General features: G+C 70.2%; 13 protein-coding genes. 6 read left to right on the forward strand and 7 right to left on the reverse strand.

Going from position 1 to position 13941, the window contains the following annotated elements:
• The first annotated feature begins 41 nt into the window (after nucleotides 1–41).
• The 3 genes from ACRAKI_RS35795 to ACRAKI_RS35805 are packed head-to-tail and all read left to right on the forward strand — an operon-like array spanning nucleotide 42 to nucleotide 3843.
• Nucleotides 42–866, forward strand: coding sequence for an amino acid ABC transporter permease (locus ACRAKI_RS35795; protein WP_447004882.1), 825 nt, complete (start codon nucleotides 42–44; stop codon nucleotides 864–866).
• Nucleotides 863–1624, forward strand: coding sequence for an amino acid ABC transporter ATP-binding protein (locus ACRAKI_RS35800; protein ID WP_447004883.1), 762 nt, complete (start codon nucleotides 863–865; stop codon nucleotides 1622–1624). Before ACRAKI_RS35795 ends, ACRAKI_RS35800 begins: the two co-directional genes overlap by 4 nt.
• 59 nt (nucleotides 1625–1683) lie before the next feature.
• Nucleotides 1684–3843, forward strand: coding sequence for a hypothetical protein (locus ACRAKI_RS35805; protein ID WP_447004884.1), 2160 nt, complete (start codon nucleotides 1684–1686; stop codon nucleotides 3841–3843).
• A 97-nt stretch (nucleotides 3844–3940) separates the two neighbouring features.
• On the opposite strand, the gene mctP is transcribed toward ACRAKI_RS35805, so the two are convergent.
• The 3 genes from mctP to ACRAKI_RS35820 form a co-directional block, all read right to left on the reverse strand.
• The gene (gene mctP / locus ACRAKI_RS35810) at nucleotides 3941–5575 is read right to left on the reverse strand and encodes a monocarboxylate uptake permease MctP (RefSeq protein ID WP_447004885.1); all 1635 of its coding nucleotides are present in this window, start codon (nucleotides 5573–5575) and stop codon (nucleotides 3941–3943) included.
• A complete protein-coding gene (locus ACRAKI_RS35815; protein ID WP_447004886.1) occupies nucleotides 5575–5841 on the reverse strand; it encodes a DUF3311 domain-containing protein in 267 nt (88 codons plus the stop codon). Before ACRAKI_RS35815 ends, mctP begins: the two co-directional genes overlap by 1 nt.
• A gap of 119 nt (nucleotides 5842–5960) precedes the next feature.
• Nucleotides 5961–6659 carry a GntR family transcriptional regulator gene (locus ACRAKI_RS35820; RefSeq protein ID WP_447004887.1) on the reverse strand — a complete coding sequence of 233 codons (699 nt, stop codon included), beginning with the start codon at nucleotides 6657–6659 and terminating at the stop codon, nucleotides 5961–5963.
• A 110-nt stretch (nucleotides 6660–6769) separates the two neighbouring features.
• On the opposite strand from ACRAKI_RS35820, the gene ACRAKI_RS35825 reads away from it, so the two are divergent.
• From ACRAKI_RS35825 to ACRAKI_RS35835, 3 genes are all read left to right on the forward strand, one after another.
• The gene (locus ACRAKI_RS35825; RefSeq protein WP_447004888.1) at nucleotides 6770–7558 is read left to right on the forward strand and encodes a LamB/YcsF family protein; all 789 of its coding nucleotides are present in this window, start codon (nucleotides 6770–6772) and stop codon (nucleotides 7556–7558) included.
• Between the two features lie 125 nt (nucleotides 7559–7683).
• Nucleotides 7684–8943 carry a hypothetical protein gene (locus tag ACRAKI_RS35830; protein ID WP_447004889.1) on the forward strand — a complete coding sequence of 420 codons (1260 nt, stop codon included), beginning with the start codon at nucleotides 7684–7686 and terminating at the stop codon, nucleotides 8941–8943.
• 5 nt (nucleotides 8944–8948) lie between these two features.
• A complete protein-coding gene (locus ACRAKI_RS35835) occupies nucleotides 8949–9776 on the forward strand; it encodes a septum formation family protein (RefSeq protein ID WP_447004890.1) in 828 nt (275 codons plus the stop codon).
• Between the two features lie 51 nt (nucleotides 9777–9827).
• Here ACRAKI_RS35835 and ACRAKI_RS35840 read toward each other — a convergent pair whose 3' ends face one another.
• The 4 genes from ACRAKI_RS35840 to ACRAKI_RS35855 all read right to left on the reverse strand — a co-directional run bounded on the left by ACRAKI_RS35840 (nucleotide 9828) and on the right by ACRAKI_RS35855 (nucleotide 13868).
• Nucleotides 9828–10292, reverse strand: a complete 465-nt coding sequence (locus tag ACRAKI_RS35840) for a hypothetical protein (RefSeq protein ID WP_447004891.1) — start codon at nucleotides 10290–10292, stop codon at nucleotides 9828–9830.
• A gap of 111 nt (nucleotides 10293–10403) precedes the next feature.
• A complete protein-coding gene (locus tag ACRAKI_RS35845; protein ID WP_447004892.1) occupies nucleotides 10404–12215 on the reverse strand; it encodes a phosphoenolpyruvate carboxykinase (GTP) in 1812 nt (603 codons plus the stop codon).
• A gap of 369 nt (nucleotides 12216–12584) precedes the next feature.
• Nucleotides 12585–13112 (reverse strand): hypothetical protein, encoded by a 528-nt coding sequence (locus ACRAKI_RS35850; RefSeq protein ID WP_447004893.1) that lies wholly within the window; start codon nucleotides 13110–13112, stop codon nucleotides 12585–12587.
• Between the two features lie 69 nt (nucleotides 13113–13181).
• Nucleotides 13182–13868, reverse strand: coding sequence for a hypothetical protein (locus ACRAKI_RS35855; protein ID WP_447004894.1), 687 nt, complete (start codon nucleotides 13866–13868; stop codon nucleotides 13182–13184).
• Nucleotides 13869–13941 lie beyond the last annotated feature (73 nt).

A 13941-nucleotide genomic window follows, 5' to 3' on the forward strand; every position in this document is an offset into this window, starting at 1 on the left:
CGGTCCCGAGCCTTGTCCACCCCACTCACGAGGTAACCCACATGGCACTCTCCAAGCGACAACGGGCCAAGGCGTTCCGAATCGCCCAGTACGCGCTGCTCGTCGTGGTCGCCGCCGTACTGGCGGTGGTCGCCGACTGGGGCGAGATCAAGCGCAGCTTCTTCAACCTCGACATCGCCGCGGAGATGTTCCCCAACGTCATCACCGTGGCGCTGAAGAACACGCTGGTCTACACCGCACTCGGCTTCGCGTTCGGCCTGGCCCTCGGCTTGGTGCTCGCGCTGATGAAGCTGTCGCCGGTCGCGCCGTACCGTTGGCTGGCCACGATCTACATCGAGTTCTTCCGCGGTGTGCCGGCGCTGCTGGTGTTCATCGCGCTGAGCTTCGGCGTGCCGCTGGCGTTCGGGCTCCAGTTCGACATCTACTCGACGGTCATGCTCGCGCTCGGCATCGTCGGCGCCGCGTACATGGCCGAGACCATCCGCGCGGGCATCCAGGCCGTGCCCAAGGGCCAGATCGAGGCGGCACGTTCGCTCGGCATGTCCAGCGGCCGGGCGACGATCACGATCGTGATCCCGCAGGCGTTCCGGATCATCCTGCCGCCGCTGACCAACGAGCTGATCCTGCTCACCAAGGACTCGTCGCTGATCTACATCATCGGCCTTGCCCGCGACCAGTACGAGCTGACCAAGTTCGGCCGCGAGACGCTGAGCCGGTCGCCGTCGTTGACACCGATCCTGGTGGTCGGGCTGTGCTACCTGATCATCACGCTGCCGCTGGGCCACCTGTCGCGGTACTTGGAGCGGCGCACGAGCGGCAAGAAGATCAGCACGCCGGAATCGACCGGGTTGGCGGTGTCCGCATGAGTGACCTGGCAGTGGAGATCACCGGGCTGAAGAAGTCGTTCGGCGCGCTGGAGGTCTTGAAGGGCATCGACCTCCAGGTCAACCGCGGTGACGTGGTGTGCGTCATCGGGCCGTCCGGCTCGGGCAAGTCCACGCTGCTGCGGTGCGTGAACCTCCTGGAGGAGCCGTCCGGCGGCAAGATCGTGGTGGACGGCGCCGAGCTGACCGACCCGGACGTGGACATCGACAAGGCGCGCACCAAGATCGGCATGGTGTTCCAGTCGTTCAACCTGTTCTCGCACCTGAACGTGCTGGCGAACCTCACGGTCGCGCAGCGCAAGGTGCTCAAGCGCAGCGAGCAGGAGGCGCAGGAAGTCGCGCTGCGGAACCTGGAGCGGGTAGGGCTCTCGGACAAGGTGAACGCCATGCCCGCGCAGCTGTCCGGTGGGCAGCAGCAGCGGGCGGCGATCGCGCGGGCGCTGTCGATGGACCCGGACGTGATGCTGTTCGACGAGCCGACGTCGGCGCTGGACCCGGAGCTGGTCGGTGACGTGCTCGGGGTGATGCGGCAGCTGGCCGACGAGGGCATGACGATGCTCGTGGTGACGCACGAGATGCAGTTCGCCCGCGAGGTGGCCGACCGGGTGCTGTTCATGGACGGCGGGTACGTGGTGGAGGAAGGGCCGGCCGAGCAGGTCATCGGCGCGCCCCAGCACGAGCGCACGCAGTCGTTCCTCGCCCGCGTGCTGGACCCGACGCACCAGGGACCGCGCGACTGACCCGGGACTGATGTCGGGCGTCCTTGCCAACGGGTCGATCGACCAGCATTGTCGATCACATGACCGATGTGGGGGCGCGGGGGCTGGACGTGTTCGATCCCAGCCCGCCGCGCTCCGCCCGGATGGCCGCGGCCGAGGTGCTGCGCGGTGTGGGTGAGCAGGACGGGACCTGGCGGTTGCCGCGGCGGCGGGCCGGGATGCCGCCGGTGGTCCGGGTGGCGGACCGGTTCCTGACCGGGGTGCTGGACCTGCGGGCGGTGGAGTTCCCGTACCTGCTGGAGTTCGTCCGCTGCCGGTTCGAGGAGCCGCCGGACCTGCGGCAGGGCAAGCTGGCCGGGATCGAGTTCGCCGACTGCTGGCTGCCGGGCCTGTCCGGGCGGAACCTGGGCAGTGCCAACGAGGTGTCGTTGGCCGGCAGCACGGTCGACGGCCTGGTGGACCTGGTGGACGCGGACGTGGCCGGGTCGCTGTCGTTGCGGGACAGCACGTTGCGGGTGCCGGACGGCATCGCGTTCCACGCGGACCGGTTGAAGCTCGCGGGCGGGTTGCTGGCGCAGCGGGTCCGGGTCGTCGGCGAGCTGCGGATGGCGGGCGCGCACGTCGGCGGGTACTGCAACTTCAGCGGCGGGGTGCTGGACAACCCGCTGGGCCACTCGTTCAACGGCACCGGGCTGCACGTCGGCGGCAACCTGCTGGTGAACGGCTGCACGCTGAACGGCACCATGCTGCTCGCGGGCGCACGGGTCGACTCGGCGCTGACCCTGCGCGGCACGACCGCGGCCGACGGGCGGGCGGACGACGACGCGCTGGACCCGCACTCCGACCCGAACGCCACCCTCGTGTTCGACCGCATCACCGTGGACGGCGACGTGCAGCTGGACCGGGGGTTCCGCAGCGCGGGCACGGTGCGCATGGTCAACGCCACGCTCGGCGGCACGCTGTCGCTGTCCGGTGGCGCGTTCGACTCGCTGGACGACCGCGAACCGGCCGGCGATCCGTCGACCGCCGACCCCACGGGCTACGGGCGCGCGCTGCACCTGGACGGCACGCAGGTCGGCGGCGACATCATCGGCCGCCAGGCCCGGGTGCGCGGCCAGTTCCGCATGGTCGACCTCCAGGCCAAGGGCAGCCTCATCCTCGACGGGTCCACGTTGGACAACCCGAGGGCGGACGCGGTGCTGGGCAACAGGTCCCGCATCGGCAGCAACCTGACCGCCCGCGAGGTCGAGGCGACCGGCGGGCTGGAGCTGCGCGGCGTGCACATCGGCGCGAACCTGGACCTGCGCGGCAGCCGGATCACGAAACCGGGCCGCTACCGGCACCAGCCGGCGGGCAAGCCGTCCGTCGACGTCGGCGGCGCGATCATCGGGCGTGACCTGATCTGCGCGGCCGGGTCGAAGGAGTTCGTCGCGCACGGCGGTGTGCGGGCCAGGCGGGCGCAGGTCGGCCGGATGGCCACGTTCGCGGGCTCGGTGCTCGGCGACAAGCTGGACGCGCACGCGTTGAACCTGCTGGGGATGCAGGTGCAGGAGCTCGTCGTGACGCCGGTCAGCCCGCCGCGCGGTGACGTGACGTTGCGGCAGGTGCGCTGCACGGTGTTGGACGACAACGAGTCCTTCTGGGGCGCGACCGGCCGGATCGACCTGGAGGAGTTCCGCTACGACTCGCTGCGGCACCCCATCGACCTGCGTGACGACGAGGAGGTCGACCGGCGGCTGCGCTGGCTGCGGCAGGCGATGCGGCGCACCTACCGGCCCAGCCCGTACGACCAGTTCGCCGAGATGCTGCGCGCCAGCGGCAACGACGAGCACGCGGCGACGGTGCTGGTGGAGAAGCAGCGGCTGCGGTACCGGGCCGTGGCGGAGGGCCGCCGCTGGCTGCGACCGCTGGTGCTGCTGTGGAGCTGGCTGCAACGCGCGATGGTCGGCTACGGCTACCGCCCGGCCCGCGCGTTGGCGTGGCTGGTGGTGGCGTGGCTGCTGGGCAGCATCTGGTTCGCCGCCGGGCCGGAGCTGCGCGAGATCAACGCGGACGACGAGCTGCAGTGGAACCCGTGGCTGTTCACCATCGACCTGGTGGTGCCGATCGTGGACTTCGGGAACAAGAACCGGTGGAACGCGGTGGGCGCGTCGCAGTGGATCGCGTCCGGGCTGATCGCGACGGGGTGGATCCTGGCGACCACGGTGGCCGCCGGCCTGTCCCGGATGTTGCGGCGCTGACCGGGGCGGCCCGCGTGGCGGACCCGTGCCGGTGCCTGACGGGCCCGCCCGCCCCGGAGGTCGGGCGGGCCCGCCGGCACCGCTCGGTCCGCGCTGCTCAGTGGAGGGCGATCGGCTTCACCCGGCCGCTGTCCTCGTCCGCGTGGTAGTCCTCGGCCTGCGTCTGGTCGGTCCCGTTGAACACCCGGGCCCGCTTCGCGATCAGCGTGACGACGACGGCGACCACCAGGTTGGCCACGATGGCGATCGCGCCGACGTAGATCTGCACGGCCGACCCGGCGAACGGGTGCCAGCCGAACAGGGACAGCTTGTCCAGCGGCAGCGCGGAACCGGCGAAGTGCGCCTTGCCGATGGCCGGGTTGCCGATGTTGTAGAGCAGGTACATGCCGTAGCCCATGCCGGCGATCCAGCCCGCGATCAGGCCCCACACGTGGAACCAGCGGGTGTACAGCGCGATCGCCACGGCAGGCAGCGTCTGCAGGATCATCACACCGCCGATGAGCTGCAGGTCGATGGAGAACTGCGGGTCGATGAACACGATGAACACGACCGCGCCGAACTTCACCACCAGCGACGCGAGCTTGGCCTGCTTGGCCTCCTGCGCGGGTGAGGCGTCCTTCTTCAGGTACTCCTTGTAGATGTTGCGCGTCCACAGGTTCGCCGCCGCGATCGACATGATCGCCGCGGGCACCAGGGCGCCGATCGCGATGGCCGCGAACGCGACACCGGCGAACCAGCCCGGGAACTCCTGGCCGAACAGCACCGGCACGATGGTGTTCGTGTCCGGGCGGCCGGTGGCCTGGTTGGTGATCGGCTTGACGCCGGCCGTGATGGCGACGAAGCCGAGCATCGCCAGCAGGCCCAGCAGCAGCGAGTACGCGGGCAGCGCGACCATGTTCCGCTTGATCACGTTGCGGCCCCGGGAGGCCAGGATGCCGGTCAGCGAGTGCGGGTAGAGGAACAGCGCCAACGCCGAGCCCAGCGCCAGCGTGGCGTACTGGAGCTGGTTGTTGCCGTTGAGGAGGATCCCGTCGGCCTTCGACTCGGTCGCGGCGTACTTCGCCTGCGCGGTGTCGAAGATCGCGCCCCAGCCGCCGAACTTGGACGGCAGGTAGATCACCGCGACCAGGATCACGATGTAGATCAGCGTGTCCTTGACGAACGCGATCAGCGCGGGCGCGCGCAGGCCCGACTGGTACGTGTAGAGCGCGAGGATCACGAACGCGATCATCAGCGGCAGGTGGCCGAGGATGCCGGAGCCGTTGAAGCCCATCGTGCGCAGCACGGCCTCCAGGCCGACGAGCTGGAGCGCGATGTACGGCATGGTGGCGACGATGCCGGTGATCGCGACCAGCAGCGCCAGCCAGTGCGAGCCGTAGCGGCCCCGGACGAAGTCCGCCGGCGTCACGTAGCCGTGCACGCGGGAGACGGACCACATGCGCACCAGCGGCAGGAACACGATCGGGTACAGGATGACGGTGTACGGCAGCGCGAAGAAGCCCATCGCGCCGGCGCCGAAGACCAGTGCGGGCACGGCGACGAACGTGTACGCGGTGTACAGGTCGCCGCCCACCAGGAACCAGGTGATCCAGGAGCCGAACTTGCGGCCACCCAGGCCCCACTCGTCCAGGTGGTCGAGGGTGTCGCCGGCCTTCCACTTCGCCGCGAAGAAGCCCAGGACGGTGACCAGCAGGAACAGCGCGCTGAACACCGCCAACTCGGTCCACTGCATTACTTGGCCCCCTCGTCCAGGTCGTCCACGTCCAGCTTGTCCGGCTTGCCCGTGACGACGGGCTCGTCCTTGGTCTTGATGTAGACGAGGCCCACGCAGAGGACGCCCACCGGGACCCAGACGAACTGGTACCAGTAGAAGAACGGCAGCCCGAACAGCCTCGGCTCATCGGAGTTGAACCACGGCGTGACGAGCATCAGGAGCGGAACCAGCAGGAGCAGGTTCCAGTTGCTCCAGCGGAGACCGGATTGTCGAGCTGACGGCATGTGCCCCTCCGTACGGCGGCAGTGACGCGGTGTCGCGCGATGCTAGGCCCGAGGGGCGACAGTCGTCACCCTGTCGAGTGGGTTACCGACCGGTGGAGTGTCCGGATCGTGACCAACTTTCAGTCGCCGCGCAGTCCGGTCACCAGGTGCTTCTCCGCCTGGTCGAGGTACGCGAGCAGCGCCTCTTCGGCCTGCCGAACCAGGCCGGCGTCCAAGCGCTCGACGATGGACCGGTTCTGCGGCAGGTAGTCGCGGTAGAAGTCCTCGTGGTCGCCCATCACGTGGAAGGCCAGGCGCAGTTCGGCGAGCAGGCGCTTCACCTCCTCGTCCAGCCGGGCGCTGCCGGCCAGGGCGGTGAGGGCTTGGTGGAACTTCACGTTCGCGGTGCCGACGCCGGTCCAGTCGTCCTCCTCGCGGCTGGCCAGGCCGAGTCGGACGGCGTCGCGCACGGCCTCCTTCGCCTGGTCGTCCGCGTCCGGCCAGCGGCGGATGGCGCCGCACTCGATGATCCGGCGGGCGGCGTACAGGTCCACGACGTCGGCCACGTCGGGGCGGCGGACGAACACGCCCTTGCTGTACTCGTGCACGAGCAGGCGTTCGTGGGTGAGCAGGCGGAACGCCTCGCGCAGGGTGTTGCGCGAGACGCGGAGGGCGTCGCCGAGCGCCTTCTCGTTCAGCTGCTGACCGGGCTTGATGTCGCCGTCGAGCACGCCGGCGCGCAGCTTGTCGGCCACGCGCTCGGCCGTGCTGGAGCGGTCGAGGTCACCGCGGTCCTTCGCGAGGGCGTTCAGCCAGCCGTCTGCCTCACCGGTCGTCATGCGACCGAGTCTAGAGACGGTGAACGAGGCTACTGCTCCACGAATCAAATGGAGGATTGAAGGATCGTTGAACGATCCTTACATTGGGTGGAGCGGTGAGGGGAGTGCCCATGGACCTGAACGCGGACCTCGGCGAGGGCTTCGGCCGCTGGGCGTTGGGTGATGACCAGGCCCTTGTCGGCGTAGTGACCAGCGCGAACGTCGCGTGCGGGTTCCACGCGGGCGATCCGGAGACGATGCGGCGGACGTGCGAGCTCGCGGCGGAGCGGGGCGTGGCGGTGGGGGCGCACGTCGGGTACCGGGACCTGCACGGCTTCGGCCGGCGATTCGTCGACGTGTCACCCGACGCGCTGACCGCCGAGGTGCTGTACCAGCTGGGCGGGCTGGACGCGTGCGCCCGTGCCGCCGGGACGCGGGTGGGGTACGTCAAGCCGCACGGCGCGCTCTACAACGCGCTCGTCACGCACGAGGCGCAGGCCGACGCGGTGGTGGACGCGGTGCGGGCGTACGACGCGGCGTTGCCGGTGCTCGGGCTGCCGGGTGCGGTGTGGTTGAAGCGGGCGCGGGTGGCGGGGCTGCCGGTCCGGTACGAGGCGTTCGCGGATCGGGCTTACACGGCGGTGGGGACGCTGGTCGACCGGCGGTTGCCGGGTGCGGTGCTGGTCGACGTCGGCGCGATCGCGGCGCGGTGCGTGGTGCTGGCGACGGAGGGGCGGGTGCGGGCGGTGGACGGGCGGGTGCTGCGGATGCCGGTGGACTCGATCTGCGTGCACGGCGACGGTCCGGGCGCGGTGGCGGTCGCTCGGGCGGTGCGGTCGGCGTTGACCGATGCGGGTGTGGCGCTGGGCCCGTTCTCCGGCGGGAGTTCCGAACTCCGGCGACACGGACCGGCCGGCTGAGCGTCGCCCGTGGTGGCAAGGCCGCGACCTGACCTGGGGGCGGAACGGGCGAAGAGTCGGGACGTGAAACCTGCGGCCCGTTCGGCGGGTTTCACGATCGGGCGGAGGTTCGGGAGTATCGCCCCGTGACCAGACGACTCCGTGCGGTGATCCCGTTCGCCCTTGGCCTGTCCCTCCTCGCCCTGCCGGGCGTTGCCCACGCGCAAGCCACCCCGTGTTTCGACCCGAACGCGCCCACCACCGTGGAGGAGCGGCGGTTGGACGATCGCCTGACGCCCGCCGGGCCGGAGGTCGGACCGGAGTTGGTGCGGCTGGGCGGCTTCGAGGACGACGTCAGCCGGTTCACCACCCGGCTGTGCGAGCCGATCTCCCGCTCCCAGGCCCTCCGGTTCACGCTGACCAGCGGCACGGAGCTGTGGCGGGCGGCGGTCGAGCGGGCACGGGTGGCGCAGGCGTGGGACGCCTATGACGACCGGCCGCTGTACTGGGCCCGGCTGATGGGCACCAAGGCGCTCCGGCAGTGGCAGCCGCGCGGGTGGCAGCTCACCGCCGCCGACCGGGCCAAGCTGGTCGACTCGTTCGACCGCGCCTCCCGCGGTGTCTCGGACCTGCGGTTCGCGGCGGCGGGCGCGCGGCGGATCGCGCTCACCGGGTTCGACCCGTTCCAGCTCGACGGCACGTCCGTGCGGCGCAGCAACCCGGCCGGGGCAGCGGCGTTGCGGCTCGACGGGAAGGTGATCGACACGCCGTCAGGTCCCGTGGTGGTGGAGGCGGCCGTGCTGCCGGTGCTGTGGGGCTCGTTCGACGACGGGGTCGTGGAGCGCTTCCACGGCGGGGCGCTCGGGTTCCGGCCGGACGCGCTGGTCACCGTCAGCCAGGGCCGGCCGGGGCGGTTCGACGTCGAGCGGTGGGCGGCCCGGTGGCGGGGCGGGTACCCGGACAACAACGACGTCGCCGCACGCGGTGTCGTGCCGGACGCGGCCGGGTGGCCGCAGCCGGCGCACGAGTTCATCGAGACGACCTTGCCGCACCAGCGGATGGTGGACGCCGGGACCACGCCGTTCCCCGTGTTCTACAACCGGTCGTTCTGCGAGTGGCCGGTGGGTGCCGTCCCGGGCACCGGCACGCCGAGCTGCCGCACCGACGAGCCGACGCCCGGTGCGGCAGCGGCGCAGGGCAGCGGTGGCGACTACCTGTCCAACGAGTCGATGTACCGGGCGAACCGGCTGCGGCTGGGCCTGCACGCGACCGCGACCGCGGGCGGCCACCTGCACACGCCCGTGCTCGGCCAGCCCGCCGACCCGACCGCGCTCACCGACCCGGCGTTCGAGCGGGAGCGCCGCGCCATCGCCGATCAGGTGACGGCGCTGGTGTCAGTAATCTGACCGACGTGAAGGGCTGGCGGGCGACGGTCGTGGCACTGTCCGCGCTGTCGCTCGCCGCCTGCACGGCCCAGGTCCGCGGCGTGCCGGACGCCGAGGTGGTCCGGCCGTCACTCACCCCGACCGTCGACCAGCTGCCGAAACCGGGCCAGTGCACCGACACCGGCCTCGAAGTCCTCGACTGCGCGACCGCGCACGAGGCGGAGGTGACGGAGGTCGGCTCGGTCGACCTGGGTGCCGAGCACCCGAGTGACCGCGACCTGCGCCGCGCCGTCCTGCCGCCGTGCCGCGCCGCCCTCACCGCGTACCTCGGCAGCGCCGACCACGACGCCACCCGCCTCCAGGCGCACGCGTTCTGGCCGAGCCGCGACGGCTGGGCGAAGGGCGACCGCTGGCGCGTCTGCACGGTGGTCGAGCTGAACCCGGACGGCGGCCGGGTGCGGCGCGAGTCCGGCGTGAAGGACCTCCTCAAGGCGGCCGGGTTCGCGACGGTGCAGCTGTGCGCGACCGCCTCACCGGGTGCGGCGAAGGACCCTGGGATCACCGCCTGCGATCAACCGCACAAGGCCGAAGCCGTGCCAGGAGTGCTCACTCTCGGCAATCCACAGGACCCCGCGCCGTCCCTTGACCAGGTGAACGCCCAGGCGGCCGAGCACTGCGCGAAAGCGGTGACGAACTACGTCGGCGCACCGCGCGAGGACGTCTTCGCGTCGTGGCGGGCGTTCGGCAGCCAAGCCTGGTCCGAGGGCTACACGTCGGCGGTCTGCTACGCCGAGGCGACCCGTCCGTTCACCGGCCGGCTGTGGGGCCTCGGCGCCAACCCGCTCCCCGACTGATCCACACCGACCCACAGGCTGTGCACAGCTCTGTCCACAACCTGTGGACAACTACCGCCGTCGCCAAGCCAGCAACACCAGCAACACGCCCACCAGAACGGGAGCGCCGCTCGCGAACACCGGCTTGAGCACCGGCAAGAACGTGACAGTGCCCAGTTCGTACAGCACCGAAGCGGTCAACGCGATGACGCCGGCGGTCAACGGCGCGGCTGGGGACAGCTTCCCCAAGCCCACCACTCCCACCACCAGTCCCGCCAGCCCCAGTGCCACCAACCCGCGGACGCGCACCTCGTCGAACTGGTCCAGTCCGTAGCCCCAAGCGAGCCCCGCGACGGGCGCGGCGAGCGCACCGAGCACGAAGCCGCCCAGCTGCCACCAGGCCGACACACGCGTCCGAGCGGGCGCTGCCGTTCCCCCGGCCGGGTAGTACCGCACGTTCCCCCTACTCGGCCCGTCCTGCGGTTCGGGCGGGCCGTCGTAGTGCAGTCCGCCGAGGAAATCGTCCTGCTGGGTCACCCTTCATTGGTACCTCCGGACGAACCGGAAATCACCCAGAGCAACCAAAAAGAGACCCGGTGGACGCCGTTGGCCACCGGGTCTCACGCCATGGAGCGTGGGGGGAAGTGCTCAGCCGAGCCGGAGCTTCAGCGCCTCCAGCTCGTCGCGCAGCGAGGTCGGCACCTTCTCGCCGATCTTGGCGAACCACTCCTCGATCATCGGGATCTCGGCCCGCCACTCGTCGGCGTCGAACTTCAGCGCCGCCTCGACGTCCTCGCGCGACGCGTCCAGGTCGGACAGGTCCAGTTCGTCCGCCGTGGGCACGTGGCCGATCGGCGTCTCGACCGCGGCGGCCTTGCCCTCGATGCGCTCGACGGCCCACTTCAGCACGCGCGAGTTCTCGCCGAACCCGGGCCACAGGAAGCGCTTGTCGTCGCCCCGGCGGAACCAGTTGACGTAGAAGATCTTCGGCAGCTTGTCCGCGTCGGCCGACTTGCCGGTGTCGATCCAGTGCTGGAAGTAGTCACCGGCGTGGTAGCCGATGAACGGCAGCATCGCCATCGGGTCGCGGCGCACGACGCCGGTCTTGCCGACGGCGGCGGCGGTCGTCTCGCTGGACAGCGTGGCGCCCATGAACACGCCGTGCTGCCAGTCGCGCGACTCGGTGATCAGCGGCACGGTGGTGGCCCGCCGGCCGCCGAAGAAGATCGCCGAGATCGGCACGCCGTTCGGGTCCTCCCACTCCGGCGCCTTGATGTCGCACTGCGAGATCGGCGTGCAGTAGCGGGAGTTCGGGTGCGACGACAGCTCCTCGCTGTCCGGCGTCCAGTCCTGCTTCTTCCACGAGGTCAGGTGGGCCGGCGGCTCGCCCATGCCCTCCCACCACACGTCGCCGTCGTCGGTCAGCGCGACGTTCGTGAACAGCGAGTTCCCCTTCTCGATGGTGCGCATCGCGTTGGGGTTGGTGTGGTAGTCGGTGCCGGGCGCGACGCCGAAGAAGCCGTTCTCCGGGTTGACCGCGTACAGCCGGCCGTCCTCGCCGAACCGCATCCAGGCGATGTCGTCACCCAGGGTCTCGACCTTCCAGCCCGGGATGGTCGGCTCCAGCATGGCCAGGTTGGTCTTGCCGCAGGCGCTGGGGAACGCGGCGGCGATGTAGTACGCCTTCTGCTCGGGCGAGGTCAGCTTGAGGATCAGCATGTGCTCGGCGAGCCAGCCCTCGTCCCGCGCCATCACCGAGGCGATGCGCAGCGAGTAGCACTTCTTGCCCAGCAGCGCGTTGCCGCCGTAGCCCGAGCCGAACGACCAGATCGTCCGCTCCTCCGGGAACTGGGTGATGTACTTCGTGTCGTTGCACGGCCACGGGACGTCGTCCTGGCCCGGCTCCAACGGCGCGCCGATCGAGTGCAGCGCCTGGACGAAGTCGGCGTCGCTGCCGAATCGCGCCAACGCCTTCGTGCCCATGCGGGTCATGATGTGCATCGAGACGACGACGTACTCGGAGTCGGTGATCTCGACGCCCAACATCGGCTTCTCCGCGTCGAGCGGACCCATGCAGAACGGGATCACGTACATCGTGCGACCGCGCATCGAGCCCCGGTAGAGCTCGGTCATGATCGCTTTCATCTCGCCCGGGTCCATCCAGTTGTTCGTGGGGCCGGCGTCGGCCGGGTCCACCGAACAGATGAAGGTGCGCTCCTCGACCCGGGCCACGTCCGTGGGATCCGAGGCGGCCCAGAACGAGTTGGGTTTCTTCTTCAGCGGGACGAAGGTCCCGGCGTCCACGAGTTTGGCGGTGAGCCTGTTCCACTCTTCCTGGGAGCCGTCCGCCCACACCACTTCATCGGGGCAGGTCAGCTCGGCGACCTCGCGCACCCAGGACAGGAGGCGCGGGTGGTCGGTGGGTGCCTGGTCGAGACCGCGAATGGTCACTGCCGTCATCTCGTCTCGTCTCCTAGCTGAGCGCCAGCCCACGGTGGACGCCGTTGTCCTGGTGGGACGTCCTCGGGAATGGCTCCGCCCGCCCGGTGGAGGGCGTGCCGTTTAACGGGATAGACGGAGGTTAGCCGGGTTAATCACCGGTAACGCACGTCTGACCTGTCGGCTGGCTCACAAAACCGATTCTGGAATCGATTCAGCACCCGATCACCACAAATTGCGCTGTGACCTGGGCTTTAGTTCCGGGAATGCAAGGGCGGGCCGGTGCGTCGATCACCACAGGACCAGGTGTACGGACGGTTACGCGTGAGAGCGCTCTCACATCCGGACGCAAGAATTGCTGCGACGAAACGCCCGGATTTCTCGACCGTTTCAGGAACGGCGGTCCGGCGGTCCCGTCAACTCGTTCAGCGCCCGTTCCACGTGCGCCACAAGGGATTCACCGGGACGCGCGGCCAGGCGTCGCCGGCGGGTAGCCGTCCCCTGCGGTCGGTCACCGGTCGAGGCGCTTGTAGTACTGGACCTGGGGGAACGCGGTGAAGCCGGCGCGTTCGCAGGTGCGGCGGGCCGGGGCGTGGCCGGGATCGCCGCCCGTGCCGACGACGGCGAGCGTTGGCGGTCGGGGTCGACGGCCGGCATGGGAATCTCGCCATTCCCCATCCGGACCGCGACGAAACCTACTGCGCGGTTTTCCCGGACGTCCACCCACACGGCTGTCGCGTCGTCCCGGCACACGTCTTCGACGGCTTTCGCCTGCGTCGGCTCCCAGTCGGGGAAGAGCGCTTCGTAGATCGGCACGCCCAGAACGGCGCGGAACGAGTCGAACACCGGGGCCCAGGCGCGAACGGGGAACTCCACGACGGTGGGGATGTCGTCGGCAGCCAGAGGGCGGATGACCATGCGGCCATCATCGCCACCCGCCGCCCCCGTCCGCACCCGGGTTCGCCGCGAGGTCCACCCGGTTCCCGGTCAGTTCGGGCTGATCCACTGGCCGGTCACGGCGTCGATGCGGACCACGCCGGACACCGTGACCTTCTCCTCCGACCAGGCTTCGTCGCTGTCGGGCGTGTACTTGCCGTCCTCGCCGATGCGGCCGTGTTCGACCTGCGTCCACCCGTCGTCGCCGGTGTGCTTCGAGACGGTGACCTCGCCGTCCTGGGTGATCTCGGTGGCCAGGTCGGCCTTGCCGTCACCGTCGGCGTCGGTGAAGAGCCAGGTGTCGCCCTCGTCGTCCCGCACCACCGCCGTGTCCGCCCGGCCGTCGCCGTCGGTGTCCTCCGTGGCCGGACCGACGTTCTGGTCGGGGCCGTCCTCGACGTCGACCACGATCGACTTGCCCGCGTTCGCGTTCGTCTGGCGGCTGTGGTCGTCCGACGGCTCCACGGCGATCCACTCGCCGGAGTCCTCGTCGAACTGGGCCTGGCTCGTCAACTCCCCGTCGGCGTCGAACGTGCTCATCAGGTCGGCCTGGCCGTCGCCGTCCGTGTCGCTGAACGCGAGGTGCCCGCCGTCGTCGGTCTCCACGACCGCGCTCTCGTCGACACCGTCCTGGTCCAGGTCGTAGGTCGCCTCGGCGGTGTACTCCTCGTCGCTGACCGTGACCTTCAGCTCGCCGTCGGTCGCGCCTGTTTCGTCGATGTACACCCTGTGTCCCACCCCTCCTGCGTTCTTCTCCAGGTAGGACTCACGTTATGCCTGTTCGGTTCCGTTGCGGAAGCCACGTCACCAG

Source organism: Saccharothrix isguenensis (assembly GCF_052936305.1).